At 34.9% G+C, this 19,554-nt stretch carries 12 protein-coding genes; 9 read left to right on the top strand and 3 right to left on the bottom strand.

Annotated features, from left to right (window positions below; translation table 11 throughout):
• The first annotated feature begins 23 nt into the window (after nucleotides 1-23).
• The 5 genes from Q1B05_RS08805 to Q1B05_RS08785 all read left to right on the top strand — a co-directional run bounded on the left by Q1B05_RS08805 (nucleotide 24) and on the right by Q1B05_RS08785 (nucleotide 8,876).
• Nucleotides 24-2,711 (top strand): DUF2339 domain-containing protein, encoded by a 2,688-nt coding sequence (locus Q1B05_RS08805; protein ID WP_299779709.1) that lies wholly within the window; start codon nucleotides 24-26, stop codon nucleotides 2,709-2,711.
• Entirely contained in the window at nucleotides 2,695-3,936 is a 1,242-nt protein-coding gene (locus Q1B05_RS08800) for a DUF3999 family protein (protein WP_299779707.1), read from the top strand. The genes Q1B05_RS08805 and Q1B05_RS08800 overlap by 17 nt, the downstream gene beginning before the upstream one ends.
• Before the next feature lie 263 nt (nucleotides 3,937-4,199).
• Nucleotides 4,200-5,651, top strand: coding sequence for an aryl-sulfate sulfotransferase (locus Q1B05_RS08795; RefSeq protein WP_299779705.1), 1,452 nt, complete (start codon nucleotides 4,200-4,202; stop codon nucleotides 5,649-5,651).
• Between the two features lie 403 nt (nucleotides 5,652-6,054).
• Complete coding sequence (locus tag Q1B05_RS08790; protein WP_299779703.1) at nucleotides 6,055-7,131, top strand: dsDNA nuclease domain-containing protein; 1,077 nt, start codon at nucleotides 6,055-6,057, stop codon at nucleotides 7,129-7,131.
• A gap of 38 nt (nucleotides 7,132-7,169) precedes the next feature.
• Nucleotides 7,170-8,876, top strand: a complete 1,707-nt coding sequence (locus Q1B05_RS08785; RefSeq protein WP_299779701.1) for an AAA family ATPase — start codon at nucleotides 7,170-7,172, stop codon at nucleotides 8,874-8,876.
• Nucleotides 8,877-10,217: 1,341 nt separating this feature from the next.
• Here Q1B05_RS08785 and Q1B05_RS08780 read toward each other — a convergent pair.
• Both Q1B05_RS08780 and Q1B05_RS08775 read right to left on the bottom strand, forming a co-directional pair.
• A complete protein-coding gene (locus Q1B05_RS08780; RefSeq protein WP_299779699.1) occupies nucleotides 10,218-11,120 on the bottom strand; it encodes an alpha/beta hydrolase in 903 nt (300 codons plus the stop codon).
• Between the two features lie 171 nt (nucleotides 11,121-11,291).
• Nucleotides 11,292-12,185: a LysR family transcriptional regulator gene (locus Q1B05_RS08775; RefSeq protein ID WP_299779697.1), complete on the bottom strand. Its 894-nt coding sequence runs from the start codon at nucleotides 12,183-12,185 to the stop codon at nucleotides 11,292-11,294.
• Between the two features lie 76 nt (nucleotides 12,186-12,261).
• Between Q1B05_RS08775 and hutH the strand changes: the two genes are divergently transcribed.
• From hutH to Q1B05_RS08755, 4 genes are all read left to right on the top strand, one after another.
• On the top strand, nucleotides 12,262-13,752 hold the full coding sequence (gene hutH / locus Q1B05_RS08770; RefSeq protein ID WP_299779695.1) for a histidine ammonia-lyase: 1,491 nt from the start codon (nucleotides 12,262-12,264) through the stop codon (nucleotides 13,750-13,752).
• A gap of 6 nt (nucleotides 13,753-13,758) precedes the next feature.
• A complete protein-coding gene (locus Q1B05_RS08765; protein ID WP_299779693.1) occupies nucleotides 13,759-15,756 on the top strand; it encodes a urocanate hydratase in 1,998 nt (665 codons plus the stop codon).
• Nucleotides 15,757-15,921: 165 nt separating this feature from the next.
• Nucleotides 15,922-16,920: a formimidoylglutamase gene (gene hutG, locus Q1B05_RS08760; protein ID WP_299779691.1), complete on the top strand. Its 999-nt coding sequence runs from the start codon at nucleotides 15,922-15,924 to the stop codon at nucleotides 16,918-16,920.
• A 503-nt stretch (nucleotides 16,921-17,423) separates the two neighbouring features.
• On the top strand, nucleotides 17,424-18,914 hold the full coding sequence (locus Q1B05_RS08755; RefSeq protein WP_299779689.1) for an acyl-CoA dehydrogenase family protein: 1,491 nt from the start codon (nucleotides 17,424-17,426) through the stop codon (nucleotides 18,912-18,914).
• Between the two features lie 159 nt (nucleotides 18,915-19,073).
• Here the strand turns inward: Q1B05_RS08755 and Q1B05_RS08750 are convergent, their stop codons facing one another.
• Entirely contained in the window at nucleotides 19,074-19,418 is a 345-nt protein-coding gene (locus tag Q1B05_RS08750; RefSeq protein WP_299779687.1) for a helix-turn-helix domain-containing protein, read from the bottom strand.
• Nucleotides 19,419-19,554: the final 136 nt, after the last annotated feature.

Below are 19,554 nucleotides of genomic sequence, written 5' to 3'. Positions count from 1 at the left end.
GAAGCGCCCAAATTACAGACCTTATGGAATATTTTCTTTCTATTGTTATTATCCTTTTATTACTCCTTCAGAGATCTCGATCTCGTAAAGATCGGGTACAATTACAGGATCATATCGATACTTTAAACGACAAGTTAGACGGCCTTAATGCATTGTTAAACAAGATGAAAGCCACAAAATCTGTTAACAATGATGTTGTTGATGCTATTGAAAACGACCCTGTAACACCGGTTGTAGATTTTACTGTAACAGAAGCGCCTGTAGTGACTCCAGAACCGACAGAACCACCATACACACCAACATATACTCAAGCAGCGCAATTATCGGTTAAAGATATAGGCGTGATAAAATCTATATTTAAAACTGCAGAAGAGACTCACGATTTTAAAACGCTAATTCCCCTTCGTGCTAAGGTTATAGATGTTTTAGCCTTAGAAGATTTTAAAGCACAATCTGATAAAGCCTTTATAAGCACCATTATAGCCGATTACGATTACTATATAGAACATCCTTTAGATGTTACGCCAACTGTTGAAGCAGTTGCAGAAACAGCAACCTCAGCACCTAATTTTGATGCCACACAAACAGTTATACAGTCTGTAGCAGAACCCCCTAAAGCAGAAGCACCTAAACTCTCGGTTTGGGAACGTTTCAAACAAAAGAATCCTGATTTAGAGAAGTTTATTGGTGAAAACCTGATTAATAAAATTGGTATTCTAATTCTTGTTTTAGGGATAAGTTATTTTGTGAAGTTTGCCATAGACAAAAACTGGATTAACGAACCTGCACGTGTGGGTATTGGTATTTTAGCAGGAAGTTTAGTGCTCTTTATCGCACATAAACTACGTCAAAAGTATGCACCATTTAGTTCGGTTCTTGTGGCCGGAGCCATTGCAATCTTTTATTTTACCATTGCCATTGCGTTTCACGAATACCAACTCTTTGGGCAAGAAGTCGCCTTTGCTATTATGGTTGTTATCACAGCTTTTAGTTGTTTAATTTCCTTGTCTTATAACCGTATGGAGCTCGCTATATTATCGCTTATAGGTGGGTTTGCTGTTCCATTTATGATTAGTACAGGAAGTGGAAACTATGTCGTTTTATTTACTTATATCGCTATTTTAGATATTGGAATATTAATCTTAGCCTATTTTAAAAAATGGCAATTGCTACATATTCTAGCGTTTATATTTACCATTATATTATTTGGTGGTTGGGTTGTTACAGACGTTAATAGTGACGCGCCACATTACTTAGGCGCCTTAGTATTTGGATTTGTATTCTATGTTATTTTTATAGTCATGAATATTATAAACAACCTGAGATCTAAAGGGCGTTTTACAAACTTACAGTTAAGTATGCTTACCATTAATAACGGTGTGTTTTATGGCGTTGGCATGTTGGTGTTATCTTACTACAAACCCGAATACACCGGTCTTTTTACAGCCTTTTTAGCGGTGTTAAACATGGGGTATTCTTTATTGTTATTTAAGAAGTTTGGTTTAGATAAAAGAGGAATTTATTTACTAATCGGACTGAGTTTAACCTTTATTACTTTAGCCATTCCGGTTCAGTTTTCAGGACATAGCATTACTATATTTTGGGCTATTGAGGCCGTTATGTTACTGTGGTTGTCTCAGAAATCACAAATTAAAAGCTATAGTTTTGTTGCTGTAATTGTACAATTACTAATGCTTGGTAGTTTGTTGATGGATTGGGAAGTGTATTTTACAAATTCAGAGTTAGGTGTGGTACTTAATCCTCTATTTATGGCAGGTATTTTAGTGGTTGCCTCATTTATTGGTGTGCACTTGCTATTGCGTAAAGATACCGAAACCGTATCTCAATTCGGATTACATTTCAACCCTGTATTTTATAGAACGTTAACCGGTATCCTTGCTGTAATTGTCGGGTATTTTGTAGGTCTTGCAGAAGTGCTTTATCAGGCCTTAGCGTATTATGACTTTAATGATGCTTTAGCGATTTCAGTACAATATCATATGCTATTTACGGCTGTATTTTGCTTTCTATCATATAGAAAAAGGACGCTTAAAACCGCTAAGCTTGTTAGTGTTATTGCCATTGTAAACATTATTGTATTTGCTGTGTTATGTATTCAGATTCCGTTTACAGAACTGGAAGACCACATTATATTAGGAACCACTAGTCGTATTGCCTATTATTTACATATGGTATGCTTTGTGTTTATGATTTACTTTTGGTTATTGGTATATCGCACCAATACGCCTAAAAAAGTATTCCCCTTATTTAATCATAAGCTTACGCTGTGGTTTGCTGTTTCTATATTGGTACTTATTACCAGTGCCGAAGTGGTATTGCAAGGGCTTCATATTATGGGATTCTCATCTGCACAAGATCCTTTAGCACTTGATTATGGCGAGTTTGTGTCGTCTCATTACAAAATTATAAAAACGGGGCTTCCAGTATTATGGGGTGTCTTGGCTTTCGGGTTATTACTTTGGGGCATCAAGAAGCAATTAAAGCAATTACGTATTATTGCGCTGTCGCTTTTAGGCTTAACAATAGTCAAGTTATTTGTGTACGATATTAGTAATGTTTCTGAAACCGGAAAGATTATTGCCTTTATATTATTAGGGGTTCTTATATTAATTATTTCATTTATATATCAAAAAATTAAAGTTCTAGTTACCGATGAAGACAAAACCCCAGAAGATGAAACTATTGATTAACGTATTGGTTATGCTAAGTGTGATTACGGTGTTTGCTCAGGACCACACGGTAACAGGTAACATAGATCCAGTACAAGCAGATGGCTTGCATCTTATTTCCATTCCGCATACGGTGCGTTCTTATGCCAACCCCAATATGAGTGACTTCCGGATTTGGGATAGTACAGGACATCAGGTGCCATATTTTATGCAACCAGAGACTTATAATAGCAGTACTACCGTATCTAATTTTAGTCCGTTTACTATCCTTTCAAGTCGCCGCGTAGCAGATACTAGTGCTACTTATATTTTTAAAAATCCTAATGCCACGCTTAAACAAGCCGTGCTTTCTATTGCTAATTATCAGGGGCGTAAACACTATAGGTTAGAAGGAAGTCATGATCAGGACACTTGGTTTGGAATTGTAAACCGTGGAGAACTTCAAGACTTAAACGATCCTGATGCCCCTAGTGTTTATAAGGTTATCGATTTTCCTTTATGTAATTATGCCTATTTAAAACTGGTGTTCGACGATCGGAATTCTTTACCCTTAAACCTATTAAAAATTGGGAGTGCTACAACCGAATCGGTGAATGTTGTCCCTCAGACTATGGAAACACTTCCAATACATAAGCTGTCGTTTTCTGAAGTCGATAAGACTACAACTATTCATATGCATTTTGAGCGTCCTGAAATTATAAATCAGTTGAAACTAGACATAACAAGCCCAGAATTGTATAGCCGAAACGCGATATTATACACCTTAGGCGAACGCGAAGTGAATCGGAATACAGAAACCTACCGTCAGCTTATTAGCAGCTTTACTATCCGTTCAGACCGTCCTTTAGTTTTTAATGTGCCTAGCCATTCTGTACAAGACCTATATGTAGAGATCGCTAATAAAGATAATCCGAAGTTAGAGCTATCAAGTTTAGAAGTGTTGCAGCACCCGTTATATGTTGTCGCTAATTTAAAAGCAACACACACATACACGATTACAGCCGGAAATGAAACGTTAACTGCACCAGATTACGATATTTCTGAAGTCACCAACACCCTAAAACACGCTTTGCCACTTGCTAAGATTAGTAACGTAACCTATGTTGCTCCAAAGGCAACAGTAGCAGCTTCTGCTTCGTTTTGGCAACACCCTTGGTTTATGTGGTGTTGTATAGGTTTTGCCGCGCTTATCATTGCCTTTTATGCCTTTAATTTAATTAAGGATCTTAATGCCAGTAAAAGTTAAAGGTCTGTTTTGTTTTTCTGAATACGACTTTATAAGTTAATCCCCTTTACAGCCTATTTTTAAGTATTGTTTTCATAAAAGATAGGCTGTAAAGCGGGTTGTTTTGTTGTACATCACGGCGTGTGTACGTTTAAATTTAGTCAACGGCAGAGTGGAAGGCATTACGCACAGAGAAGTGATAGGCATTCGCAGAATACCGCTTTTAAAGGGCGTGTTTTTAGCACCATAATTTTGACATTTGTACAAAATCAAAATTAAGACTTATGAAACACATACCCTTTTTATTTCTTTTCTTATCCACATTAATACTCACCAATTGTAGTGATGATGATACGACAACAGATACAGATACCACCGACGATTTAACCACAGCAGGTACCACCTCGAACTCCGATTATACGGTAGGTTTAAAACTTAATACCACCGAAGCCGAAGACGCTTACACCTTATTTTCACCCTTGCGTAGTACCAATACTTATCTTATAGATAATTGTGGCGATTTAATGTACACTTGGGCATCTGAGTATTTACCAGCGCATTCCTTTTATCTTTTAGAAAATGGCTATTTATTACGTCCTGGCGATGTGGGCAGTACTAATTTTGTAGCTGGAGGACAAGGCGGTATTATAGAACTTATTGATGCCGACGGAAATGTGGTTTGGGATTATGAAGTGGCTTCGACAACCGAGCTACAACATCACGATTTAGCCTATATGGACAATGGAAATATTCTTGTTATTGCTTGGGAAAAAAAGACAGCAACAGAAGCCGCAGCAGCAGGACGCACCGATTACATTTCAGAATTATGGTCTGAACAAATCCTTGAAATCCAACCCGATTTAGACGCTGGAACAGGCGAAGTGATTTGGGAATGGCACGCTTGGGATCATATTGTGCAAGATGAAAATGAAACAGCCAATAACTACGGTGTGGTGGCCGATAACCCTGGCTTATTAAATATAAATTATGATTACGAGAGCGACGACGAAGAAGATTGGTTGCACTTTAATGCTATAGATTATAACGAAACTTTAGACCAGATTGTGGTAAGTAGCAGAAGTTATAGCGAATTTTATATTATAGACCACTCTACAACCACAGCCGAAGCCGCAGCACACGAAGGCGGTACACATGGGCAAGGTGGCGATTTCTTATACCGTTGGGGAAATCCGCAAACCTACGATCAAGGGAGTTCTAGCGACCAACAATTATACAACCAACATGATGCCAACTGGATTAACTCAGATTATGTAGATGGCGGCATGATTATGGTATTTAACAATCAGGCAGGTAGTGCTAGCGGATCAAGTTACTCTACAGTAAATGTTATAGACACCGAAGTTAATGCAGACGGTTCGTATACATTGGCAGATGGTACTTATGGCCCTTCAGATTTTCAATGGACGTATACCGACGATACGCCAAGCAATATGTATTCTCCATATATTTCTGGGGCACGCCGTTTAGAAAACGGAAACACTTTAATAGCAGTAGGCGCTTCAGGTACATTTACCGAAGTTAATGCTTCAGGAGAAACCGTTTGGGAATACGTAAATCCAGTTTCAGAAAGCGGTATTCTAGACCAATACGATGTGGCAAGTGCCAATGCCGTGTTTAGAGTCTCTAAATATGCTACCGATTATGTTGGGTTAGCCAATTACGATTTAACAAACCAAGGTACTATAGAATCCGGTTCGGACTATACTTGCGACTAATACACTCTACATTTAGGCACATTGATACTGCCTTATTATACAAAAAGCGCCGTGATGTTCACGGTGCTTTTTTTGTTTTTACCCATAAGGTTCCCATGGACTATCTATGGAGTATCTATGGCTTTGGTATGGCTTAACCACGCTATAACCTCTAATTAACCTCCACGATTCCCCGTTTTTATAATCGCTATAGAGATTATTAAAGACAACCTGTTATGCTTATACATCTCTTTTTTGAATGGGTTAATGTTGGTAAAATAGGGTGGTGGTATTTGTGTGGAATGGGTTTAAATAGGTTTATTTTTAGTTGCTTACGGTTTTCCCTCAAATGTTTCTTGTAGGATTTAGTATATTTAAAGTTTATGATAAATTATTATTTTTAATAAGAAGAATTAATATTTATATGCTATTAAAAGAAAAACTTAAGAATATAATTCCTAGAGAAAATAGTGGTTCAATATCTTCAAATAGGTTTGATTATCAAAAAGATTGGGCTATTTGTAAGCTAATTGAACTCTCAAAACAAAAAGATTTTTTGTTAGCTTTTGAATTTTATGAGGATATAATAGTTTTTGATTCATCTGAAAACCCAAAAACAATTGATTTCTTCCAAATTAAAACAAAGGGAAAAGGAAAGCATTCAATATCAACTTTATTAAAAAAAAATAAAGGAAGTTCTATACTTGGGAAGCTTTTTAATAATAAAATAAATTTTGAAAAAGAAACTAACTCTTTAAGTATAATTTCAAACTGCGATTATAAAATAGAATTGAAGAATAAAAATTTTGTTGGTATTAAAATTTGTTGCAATGAAGTTGATAAAAATGAAGCTAAAAGAATTGCAGAGGATTTAAGTTCGGAACTTTCTATAACTTGGTTAAATGAATATTTTGATATTTTATTTTTTGAAAAAAGTAATTTAACAATAGAGCATCACTCAGATTTGACACAACAGAAACTTAATAAATTTATAGAAAATAAGTTTATTGATTTAAAATACAATCCATCTTTAGCATATACTACAATTTTTGATGAAGTAAAAAGAAAAAACAATTTTGAAAAATCCCTGAATACATTTGATGAATTGGTGAAATACAAATCTTTTTCAAAATCAGATTTTGATAAGATAATAAATGTAGTTGCAAGTGAACCATATAGATTGACAAAATTAAAATCAGAAATATTAAACAGGTTAGATAGCGAAAAAGTATCAATTGTTTTTCGTAGATCTTTTCAAAAAAATTGGTCAAGTGCTGAAATAGAGTATTTAAAACCTAATAATTTATTGTTCCAAAAATTAGTTAAACTAATTAATAGGACAATAGAATTAAAAGAATCATTGTTAGATGATAACTTGTTGAATTCAATGAATAAAATATATATTGAAGTTTTAAATAATAAGTTTGTTCAAGAACAGTTAATATTTGATGATGATTTTATCAAAATATTAATTTTAAAAAATTTATGTGATGGAGAGTAATTTCAAAAAACTAGTTAGAAATTTAAGAACTAAAAGCTATGAAAAAGTTAATCTTCGAAGAGTTGATGATATTGTCAATGAGGGAGAAAAAGGGCAAAAAGGTAAAATTCAATCCAACGACAACAATTATAAAAGGAACTAATCAGGTTGGAAAATCATCACTAATAAAAAGCATCTATTATACTTTAGGTGCGACTCCTGGATTAATGCATCCTAATTGGTTAAAAACAGAACCAATTAGTTTATTGAAATTTACAATAGATAATGAAAGGTTTTCTGTTTTAAGATTTGATAAAAAACGATTTGTAGTTATAACAAATACTAATCAGTTCATGTCTTTTAATTTTAAATCATTTTCAGTTTTTTTGAATGATTTATTAGACTTTAAATTTATTATTAATAATAGAAATGGAGAACCAGAAACTCCGCCTCCTGCATATTTATTTTTACCATTTTATGTCGATCAAGACAAAAGTTGGTCCAAAAATTGGGATTCTTTTGCAAATTTATCTCAATTCGGGAATTGGAAAAATCCATTAATTAATTACCATTCAGGAATAAAAGGTAACTCATACTATACCACAAAATCTGAACTAGATAGAACAAGACTAAAATTAGATGAGACATCTAGTGAAATAGATGCATTAAACAAAATACTTAAAAATATAAATAAAAAATTAAGTGAAGTTGATCTTAATGTAACTATTGAAGATTTTAATGAAGAAATTAAAGAATTACTCCATGATTGTGAAATATTAAAAACAGATCAAAATAAAATTAAGCAACAACTAACGGATTTATATAATCAAAAAATTTCTATAGATTCCAAATTAGATATTGTAAAAAAATCAATTCAAGAAGTTCAAAAAGATTATAAATTTGCAGTTAACAAAATAGAAAATGATGTTGATTGTCCAACTTGTGGAGCTCACTACGAAAACAACTTTGCGGAAAGATTTTCGATCGCTGAAGACCAAGAAAGTCTTCAAGAATTATACGATGAATTAATGTCCGAATATTTAAAAATAAAGGATGAAATAGATATATATAATAAAGACTTTATAGACAAAAAATCCAATTATGAAAAAATACAAGAAGTTTTAAATAGGAAAAAATCTAATATAAAATTAGTAGATATAATTGAAAATGAAGGAAAAAAAAGGGTTAAAGAAATTTTTAAAGAAGAGCAAACATTAATATATACTCAAATAATAAAATCTGAAAGAGAAAAAAATAAACTTGAGGAAAAGCTTAAGGAAATAGATAAAGATGGGAAAGTAAGAAAAGATAATATAATGACGATTTATAGATCTAGTCTTAAAAAATATTTGAAAGAATTGAATATTAATACTGAAAAGGTCCCAGAACAAATATTTCAAAGAATGGATTCTACAATCAAAGAAACTGGGAGTGCATTACCAAGGGCATTATTGGCATATTATTTTACTTTTTTTAAAATTATGGATAAATATTCAACTTCTACTTTTTGTCCAGTAATTATTGATTCACCAAATCAGCAAGAACAGGATAAAGATAATTTGAAAGCAATCATGAATTTTATTGAAAAAAATAAGCCCAATAATACACAATTAATTTTAGGTCTTGTCGATGATAATGAATATACATTTGATTTAAATAAAAAAGAATCTCTTCTTCAAAATGAAGATTATGATGAAGTTTACAAAGAAATTAGACCAATTTTAGATGCTGGAATATTCAATGATGAATTAGATATGTATTTTTAAAAAACTATTTTTGTTCTAGTCATAATTAATTGACTAATAATTATTTATATGTTCTTGTTTAAGAATGAGTTTTGTTCTATAATATACCTACTAGTCATGTGTCAATAATATTGATGTGTTATTTATCATTAAGTTCGCAATGTATAATTCTTTTAAACCTCAACAGATTCTTCTTGTTCTCGGAATGACAGTGTTAAGAAGATCTTGTTTTCTTTTGTTTCAACAGATTCTTCGTACCTCGGAATGACAGCACGAGTATGTTTATTGTTTGTTTTTGGTATGATGGCATTAAAGTAACATTGTAATATATACCGGCAGATTCTTCGTGTTCTCGGAGTGACAGTGCTAAGAAGATTTTGTTTTCTTTTGTTTCAACAGATTCCTCGTACCTCGGAATGACAGCACGAGTATGTTTATTGTGTGTCTTTGTTATGCTGGCGTTAAAGTAACATTGTAGTATATACTGGCAGATTCCTCGTGTTCTCGGAATGACAGTGCTAAGAAGATCTTGTTTTCTTTTGTATTAACAGATTCCTCGTACCTCGGAATGACAGCACGAGTATGTTTATTGTGTGTTTTTGGTATGATGGCGTTAAAGTAACATCGTAGTATATACTGGCAGATTCCTCGTGTTCTCGGAATGACAGTGCTAAGAAGATTTTGTTTTCTTTTGTATTAACAGATTCCTCGTACCTCGGAATGACAGCACGAGTATGTTTATTGTGTGTCTTTGGTATGATGGCATTAAAGTAACATTGTAGTATATACTGGCAGATTCTTCGTGTTCTCGGAATGACAGTGCTAAAAATATTTTGTTTTCTTTTGTATTAATAGATTCCTCGTGCCTCGGAATGACAGCACGAGTATGTTTATTGTGTGTTTTTGGTATGATGGCGTTAAAGTAATATTGTAGTATATACTGGCAGATTCCTCGTGTTCTCGGAATGACAGTGCTAAGAAGATTTTGTTTTCTTTTGTATTAACAGATTCCTCGTACCTCGGAATGACAGCACGAGTATGTTTATTGTGTGTCTTTGGTATGATGGCGTTAAAGTAACATTGTAGTATATACCGGCAGATTCTTCGTGTTCTCGGAATGACAGTGCTAAAAAGATCTTGTTTTCTTTTGTATTAATAGATTCCTCGTACCTCGGAATGACAGCACGAGTATGTTTATTGTTTGTTTTTGGTATGATGGCGTTAAAGTAACATCGTAGTATATACCGGCAGATTCTTCGTGTTCTCGGAATGACAGTGTTAAGAAGATCTTGTTTTCTTTTGTTTCAACAGATTCTTCGTACCTCGGAATGACAGTAGTCTCGGAAAGACAGTGTTAATATGCTATTTACTAATTTTTATCTGGCAGTCCATGTTTTCGAACACCACTTTATTAATAAAACTAAAGGCTTCTTGGTTATCTTCTTCTGGGAGGTTAAATATATTGTGAGCTCTGTTTTTAAAGCTGTACAGCATATAGCTGGTATTGAGACTTTCTAGTTTTTGTGCTATTTTTTTAGAACCGTCCATAACGAAGTATCCTGGAGCTGTTTTAGAACAATTGTGGTGTGCGCCTTGGTTGTATGGAATGACTTTATCGTCTACACCGTGAAACAATACTGTAGGAATTGCGTTGCTCTTGTCTATGAATTGGCTGTTAGGAATTGCTCCAGATACCGCAATTAAACCTGCAATTTTAAGATCTTTATATTTATCTGTTTTTTGTGTAAAAGCTGTTTTGTTGTACGCAATATTGAGAACGATTTCTGCACCTGCACTACTTCCAAATAAAATAATTTTGGAAGCGTCTATTTTAAAATTGTCTTTATATTTTATCAGGTATAACAAGGCATCTCGAACATCTTCTTCGGCATTATTAAAGGTTTCAAAACCCTCTAGAAGCGGTGACTGGCAACTAAACACTTTTTTGTTTGTCGCCAATCGGTAATCTATAGAGGCTACCACATAACCACGTTTTGCAATACCTTGGGCTAAGGTTACCATAGAGTTTTCGTTTCGCGATCCCGAAGTAAACCCACCACCATGTACAATTACAAATAAGGGGCGTTTTTCCAGTTGGTCCCTTTTGGGTTGGTATACATCTAATTGTAAGGTGTCTTTCGCTCTAATGGAATAGGTTAGTGTTTTTATTTTAGAGCCGCTAAACACACGATCTACATATCGGGTTTGGGCACTGCTATAAAAACAATTAAAACCTAACATTAATAGTAAAATAGAGTAACGCATTATGATTTTTTATATCTAGAATTGATTATTATAAGTTGTAAAGTTAAATTAATTACACTGAAAACATTTATAAGTCGGATTTGATATTCAAGAATATCTAAAACCCAAATGTATAATGGCGTGTTTATAGCACTATTTTACTTAGAATATTTATGTAGAATGATGAGGTTTTTAACCATTATGCTGACGAATAATTTCTAGAAAAGACATAAGCGATGGGTTTCTGTTTTCTGTATTCCAAATTGCAGAAAGCGTTGTTTGCTGTGTAATGTTTTTGAGCTCGATAAACTTTACATCCATATTATATCCCATTTGTAAAGACTTGGGTACAATTGAAATGCCTAGGTTATTTTCGACCAATCGGTAAATAGAACTGGCATGTACCGTATTGTGCGACACTATGGGGGTGAATCCGCTATCATCAAAAATTTGCATCACTTTTTCATAATACGACGGACTGTAAGACGGATCGAACATAATGAAAGCTTCGTTTTTTAATTGACTTATGTTCTTAAAATTTGCTGTATTTATGGGATGGTTTTTAGGTAAAACTAAACAAAAGTTCTCCTTTAACACCGGTCGTGATTTTAAGTTTTTGGGTACTCTTTCTAAGCGTACAAAGCCCACATCAATATCTTTAGATAATAAGCCCTCTATTTGCCTTTTATTATCCATTTCTTTTAAATCGAAAATAATAGAAGGATGTTCTTTTTTAAATTGCAATAATACATTAGGGATAAACTGCTGCATGGCAGAGCCCACATAGCCAAGGTTTAAATTTCCATCGAGTCCGCTATGAATTAATTTTGTATGTTCTAATATCTGGTGTAATTCTGTTAAGTTACGTGAAATTTCGGTTTTAAGATAAGCCCCTGCAAGAGTTAATTCTACCTTTCGGTTATGGCGTTCAAATAAATGCACCCCTAAATCCTCTTCTAGGTGTTTAATTTGCCGACTCAATCCCGGTTGAGAAATAAAGAGTTTTTCTGCTGCTTTTCTAAAGTGCAATTCTTCGGCAACAGCCAAGAAATACTTTAATTGTCTTAATTCTATTTGATTACTCATTGTTATCAATTGCTAGCTGTATTGGTCTTATTAGTTATCAAAAATACTGATAACTTTACTAAAAATCAGATACACAATGTTTAAATACGGAATAGACTCACTTACAGTTGATAAAGTTATGGAAATTGCTAATGGCACCTTGGAAGCTATTTTAAGCCCAGAAGCCATAGCGAAAGTAGATTCGTGTAGGCAGAAGGTTGAAATTATGGCCCATGGCGATAAGGCTGTATATGGAATTAATACAGGATTTGGTCCGTTGTGTGATGTACAGATTACACCAGAGCAAGCCAGTAAATTACAAGAAAACTTATTAATAACACATGCCGTAGGTGTAGGAAATCCGATTGCTAAAGGCTTATCAAAAATCATGATGATTTGTAAGGTTCATGCGTTATGTCAGGGATTTTCGGGTGTACGCTTAGTATTGATAGAACGCATACTTTATTTTATAGCACACGATTTACTACCAGTAGTTCCTGAGCAAGGCTCTGTAGGTGCATCTGGTGATTTAGCACCATTATCTCATTTGTTTTTACCCTTATTAGGAGAAGGAGAATTTTGGATAGGCAATGAGATTGTTCCAGCGAAAACGGTATTGGACACACATGGTTTACACCCTATGAAACTTGAAGCCAAAGAAGGACTTGGGTTAATTAATGGTACACAGTTTATTCTGGCACATGCTATTACAGGATTGCATAAGATGGACTATTTGCTAGATTTAGTAGATGTTGCAGGTACCATGAGTTTGGAAGGATTTCAAGGCTCTGCTTCACCATTTAAAGCAGCATTACATACTATAAGACCCTTTAAAGGAAATTTAAAAGTAGCCAAACGCATACGCATGCTATTAGACGGGTCTCAGAATGTAGAAAATCATTTAGAATGTGATCGCGTACAAGATCCGTATTCTATACGTTGTATGCCACAAGTGCACGGCGCTTCGAGAAATGCTTATGTTCATTTAAAGGGATTGGCAGACATAGAAATGAATTCGGTAACCGACAATCCTATAATACTGAGTGAGACAGAGGCCATTTCTGGAGGAAATTTTCACGGTCAACCTCTTGCTATGGCATTAGATTATGCCTCTATAGCTGTATCTGAATTAGGAAATATAGCCGATAGACGCTGTTATTTATTACTAGGCGGAAAATATGGATTGCCCCGTTTATTAACCGCAGCAGGTGGTTTAAACTCTGGATATATGATTCCGCAATACACTACTGCTGCATTGGTTACAGAAAACAAATCGTTGTGTTTTCCGCCATCAGCAGATTCTGTTCCAACCTCCTTGGGGCAAGAAGACCATGTCTCTATGGGAAGTATTTCTGGGCGTAAATTCAATCAGATTCTTGGGAATTTAGAAAAAATAATAGCCATTGAATTGATGTATGCTGCACAAGCCATGGAATTTAGAAGACCCAATACCTTTTCTGCGATTATAGAAGAGAACCATAAAATTATTCGTAATGCAGTAGATAAACTCGAAGAAGATCGCGTGTTAAAAGACGACATCTATGCGATGATTGCATTAGTACAAAATAGAGCGATAATTGTAAAATAGCATCTTATGAATTTTAAAGCATTAATTATTCAAGGCATTCCTACCGCATTGCCACCAAAACGATCGTATTCGTTAGCTGCCAATCATGCACCCAGACGAAAAGATATATTAACTAAAGCCGAAAAGCAATTAGCCGTTAGAAATGCGTTGCGCTATTTTCCTGCCGCATGGCATCCGGAATTAGCAGAAGAATTTGCTCAGGAATTACAAGATTACGGTCGCATTTATATGTACCGTTTTAAACCCACCTATGCCATTTATGCGCGACCAATTTCAGAATATCCAGCAGTTTCTACTCAAGCCGCAGCGTTGCAGTTAATGATACAAAACAATTTAGATCCCGCAGTGGCACAACACCCTGAAGAATTAATTACTTATGGTGGTAATGGGGCTGTATTTCAGAATTGGGCACAGTATTTACTTGTTATGCACTATTTGGCGGTTATGACAGACGCGCAGACCTTGCATATTTATTCAGGGCATCCGATGGGATTATTTCCTTCGTCTAAACATGCACCTCGAGTGCTCGTGACTAATGGGATGATGATACCTAATTACTCGCAACCCGACGATTGGGAAAAATACAATGCCTTAGGCGTTACACAATATGGCCAAATGACGGCTGGATCTTTTATGTATATTGGTCCGCAAGGTATCGTGCACGGTACTACCATTACTCTAATGAATGCTTTTCGTAACATTCTGCCTAAAGGCGAAACCCCAAATGGGAACATTTTTTTAACCGCAGGATTGGGCGGTATGAGTGGCGCACAACCAAAAGCAGGAACTATTGCAGGTTGCATTACGATTGCTGCAGAAGTCAATGCTAAAGCCGCTATGAAACGTTATGAGCAAGGTTGGGTAGATGTATTGATTGATACGATGGACGATTTAATTATTCGAGTACAAGACGCCCAAAAACACAAAGAGGTGGTTTCTATTGCTTATATCGGAAATGTTGTTGAGGTCTGGGAACGTTTTGATGAGGAGCATATTTTTATACATGTAGGGTCTGACCAAACCTCGTTACATATACCGTGGACAGGTGGGTATTACCCTGTAGGTTTATCTTACGAAGCAGCAAATAAATTAATTCGTGACGCTCCCGAACTCTTTAAAACACACGTACAAGCCTCATTACGTCGGCATGTTGCCGCTATTAATAAGCATACTGAAAAAGGGACGTATTTTTTTGACTATGGTAATGCGTTTTTGTTAGAATCGTCGCGTGCTGGAGCCGCTGTTATGGCAGCAAATAACATTGATTTTAAATACCCGTCTTATGTGCAAGATATACTTGGGCCTATGTGTTTTGATTATGGATTTGGACCTTTTCGTTGGGTCTGTGCCTCAGGAACATCAGCCGATTTAGAGGCTACAGATAAGATTGCAGCAAACGTATTGCAAGATATTATGGTGCATGCGCCGGAAGAAATCCAGTTGCAAATGCAAGACAATATTACTTGGATTAAAAATGCCAAGGCAAATACCATGGTAGTCGGTTCTCAAGCCCGTATTTTATATGCCGATGCAGAAGGACGTGCTAAGATTGCAGCCGCTTTTAACACAGCCATTGCCGCAGGACAAATAGGACCTGTGGTTTTGGGGAGAGATCATCATGACGTTAGCGGAACAGATTCTCCGTATCGTGAAACGTCGAACATTTACGACGGTAGTAAATTTACAGCCGATATGGCCATACATAATGTGATTGGCGATAGTTTTAGAGGGGCGACTTGGGTGTCTATACACAATGGAGGAGGTGTAGGCTGGGGCGAGGTGATGAATGGTGGTTTTGGATTGCTATTAGATGGTACTCCAGAAGCCGAAACCCGCTTAAAATCGATGTTGTTTTATGATGTAAATAATGGGATTGCACGTAGAAGTTGGGCCAGAAACGAAAATGCACGATTTGCGATACAAAGAGAAATGAAACGTACTCCCAACCTAAAAGTGACGTTGCCTCATCTTGTAGACGATACCCTTTTAAACGACTTGTTTTAAAACGGTTTATTTTATAAAATTATCAGGTCACGTATTTATTTCTTTAGCTTATGTTATAAACTATGAATGCTTTGCCTTAATAAACATAACGTTATTCGTTACTATTAATAGTTCTATTAGCTTGAAACAGCGTGATTACACGCGATAAACTAAATATATTACACATTGAAAGCACATATGTATCAAGACTTGAATGTTGATTACGAACCCGGACAACACAGTAATTGGACGGGAAGAACAACAGATGCTAAATTAGGTAATCAGTATTGGCATCAAGAGATTGGCTGCATAGACCTGCGCGACCTTACAGAAGAGCAAGTTCCAGATATTGCAGTATTAGGTTATGTCTGTGACGAAGGGGTACGACGCAATCAAGGACGAGTAGGTGCTTGTGAAGGCCCAAAACAACTTCGTGAACGCTTGGCAAAACTGCCAATACATTTTGAAGGTAAACGCGTGGTAGATATAGGCGATTTCATTTGTATTGATCACGCCATGGAATCTTGTCAGCATGCCTTAACACAAACGATTAGCACCTTAATAGCTCAGCATGTTTTTCCCATTGCTATTGGTGGCGGACATGATATTGCATATGGTCATTTTATGGGGATTCGTGAAGCGTTAAAAGGCCGTTCGAAATCTAAAATAGGAATTATTAATTTTGATGCTCATTTTGACTTGCGAGCTGTTGAGGTCCAACCAAATTCTGGAACCCCTTTTAATCAAATCCTATCTGAATTAGAAGGCACAGACGATGCTGTAGGTTATTTTCCTATTGGGATTCAGCAACAATCTAATACCAAAGCCCTGTTTGATATTGCTAGAAACAAATCTGTAGCTTACGCAATGCATTCTGAATGTGAATCTGCTTCTGAAGCCATAACAGCCTTACAAGAACGGTTGCTGCCGTTTATTGCACATTATGATTATTTATATATTACCATTGATATGGATGGCTTTTCATCAGCTTATGCACCAGGCGTTAGTGCACCTTCACCCTTAGGATTTTCACCTCATTTTGTGTTTAAGATGTTGCGATTTTTGTTTGATACCAAAAAGGTCATTTCTTGTGATATTGCTGAATTGAATCCGAGACTAGATCGCGATCAATCTACAGCAAACTTGGCCGCTAGATTGGTAGACTTTATGGTGATGTGTATCTGAAGCGCGGGATGCTAGTACAGACGTGAACATGAATATAGATTCGTTTCAAGGTGTTTTCTTTTAATAGTATAAACGCGTGAGTACGTAGGATATATATCGCATTTATTTTATGTTCTGCCACGTTAAGCACAAAAGGTTCAAAAACTAAAGCGAAGCTAAAACATAAAATAGAGCGGCATAACAGTAAAAAAACACCTTTTTTTGTATTGCCATAGTAATACGGATAAGATTCTTTTAAATAGCATTTAAGGGTGCAAGTTTTAGTACCATTTAGGTGCCAAAAGAGTTTTATTAATACAACGAATTAGTCAAATACTTTTAAGCTATAATATGTAACTTGTTGTTTAAAGTGTAGATTTAAGCGTTTTAAGTCTGATATAATTTAGAAAGAAATAAGAATATCTCTGCTATTTAGAATAATTCTAATTATTTTTACATGAAATATAGTTCTATATGTTAGATCTATTATTAAAATAATGAGTTCATTAAATACAAATTAAAACATGCTTAAAGATTTTTCAGAATATATTAAAGACTTTGAAAACACACTAAAAGATGTTTTTCATCAGCGGTATGATATACATCAATTTAGTAAAGAACGCGGACTACCGGTTGTTGTTCTAAGAGATATTATGGCAAAGGCGCCTTTATCTGTTGCTATTCCTGAAAATTATGGAGGTCGAGGCGTTAAGGTGAGTGAATGCCTTAGAATGTTATCTGCTGCCTCTTACGAATCTTTACCGTTATCCTTAACCTTTGGGATAAACATTGCTTTATTTTTAGAACCCGTAGCAAAATATGCTAATGACAGTGTAAAGGGCTCCATTTTTAAACGGTTTCTAGACAAACAAAACATGGGGGGGTTAATGATTACCGAGCCCGATTTTGGAAGTGATGCGCTTGGCATGCAAACCTATAACGAAAAAGTAGAAGATGGGTACACCATAAAAGGGACTAAGCACTGGCAAGGTTTAACGGGAATGGCCGATTATTGGCTTATTACGTCTCGTGGTAAAAATGCAAATGGAAATTTAAATAGAGATATTGATTTTTTTATTTGTGATGTTAGTCAGCCTAATCAGCAAATAACAGTAGAAGAATATTACGATAACTTAGGATTGTATATGATTCCTTACGGGAAAAATAAAGTCGATGTACATGTTCCAGCAAATTATAAATTAGAACCTCATAGTTCTGGTGTTAAAATGATGCTAGATGTTTTACACCGAAGCAGAATGCAGTTTCCAGGTATGGCATTAGGTTTTATAAAACGCATGTTAGACGAGTCTATTAAATACTGTAGTGAACGTGTTGTAGGCCAAAAGAAATTAATTGAATTAGACCAGGTAAAATACCAAATTTCTACCATTCAAAGTTCTTATACGATTGCTTCTGCCATGTGTTTTAGAAGCAGTACCAATAGTGGTATTGATCAAGATTTAGCGAATAGCGGTATAGAAGCGAATACTATGAAAGCTTTTGTTACCGACCTTATGCAAGATGCGGCACAAACGTTAACACAGTTGTCAGGCTCTAAAGGCTTTAAAATGGAGAATATTGGAGGTCGAGGTATTATGGATAGTAGAGCCTTTCAAATATTTGAAGGCTCTAATGAAATGCTGTATACTCAAATTACAGAAATGATTTTTAAACTTATGAAACGCAAAAAAGAGTTTAATATTTATCGCTTCTTAAAAGAGTTTAATCTAACCACACAATCGTATGCTTATTTTAAAGACTATATAGATTTTACTGTCGATACGGATATGAAACAACGAAAAATGATTGATTTAGGAAAAGTATTTTCTAGAATAATATCTGTCAATTTTGTATTAGATATGCAGGATAAAGGCTTTAGAACCGATTTAATTACCAATTGTGTAGAGCTTTTAAAACTAGATGTTTCTAATTTGATTAATTCATTTCATTCTAAAAACACGGTGATACAAATTGAAGATTATAATGAAAACAGTCAGTGGTATAATTTCATTTAAAATTAATACATAAGATTCTTTTATTTAGAGTAAAAGAAGATGTGAATCAAGCCAGTTTAAGCGCGTGTATAGTCATCCTTTAATGCGATGCTATACACGTGTTTTTTGATATAACTTTTAGTAAACACAAAAGCTCTAGGCGGGCAGTGCATTCTGTATTTATTCTACAATTTCTCCTTGTTTCTCAACAACCATAACGCCCCAATCTGCAATAGATTTGATTAGAGGAATTAATGTTTTTCCAAAATCGGTTAACGAGTATTCTACTTTTAAAGGCGGTTTAGAAGTATATACTTTTCGTTTTACAATGCCATCTTCTTCTAAATGTTTTAGTTGTAAGCTTAAGGTGCGCTCTGTAACCGTAGGCATTGCTTTTCGCAATTCATTATATCTGAGTGTTCCGTCTAATAAATGATATAAAATGACGGTTTTCCATTTCCCTCCAATAATACCCATGGTTAAACTTGCACAACAGGGGTATTCCTTTCCTTTATATTTATACATATGATATTTAAAAAATGCTATTAGTTATAGTTATTACTGGTACAAAGGTATCATACTATATTTTAATATACAACTATACTTTTTATAGTAAAAATATGATGTTTCAAAGTGTTGAAAATTAACTGTTTGTAATAAA

The organism is uncultured Formosa sp. (genome assembly GCF_947500765.1).
GTDB lineage: Bacteria > Bacteroidota > Bacteroidia > Flavobacteriales > Flavobacteriaceae > Formosa.
The sequence above is the reverse complement of the archived record's forward strand: the minus strand, read 5'-3'. Positions and strand labels throughout refer to the sequence as shown.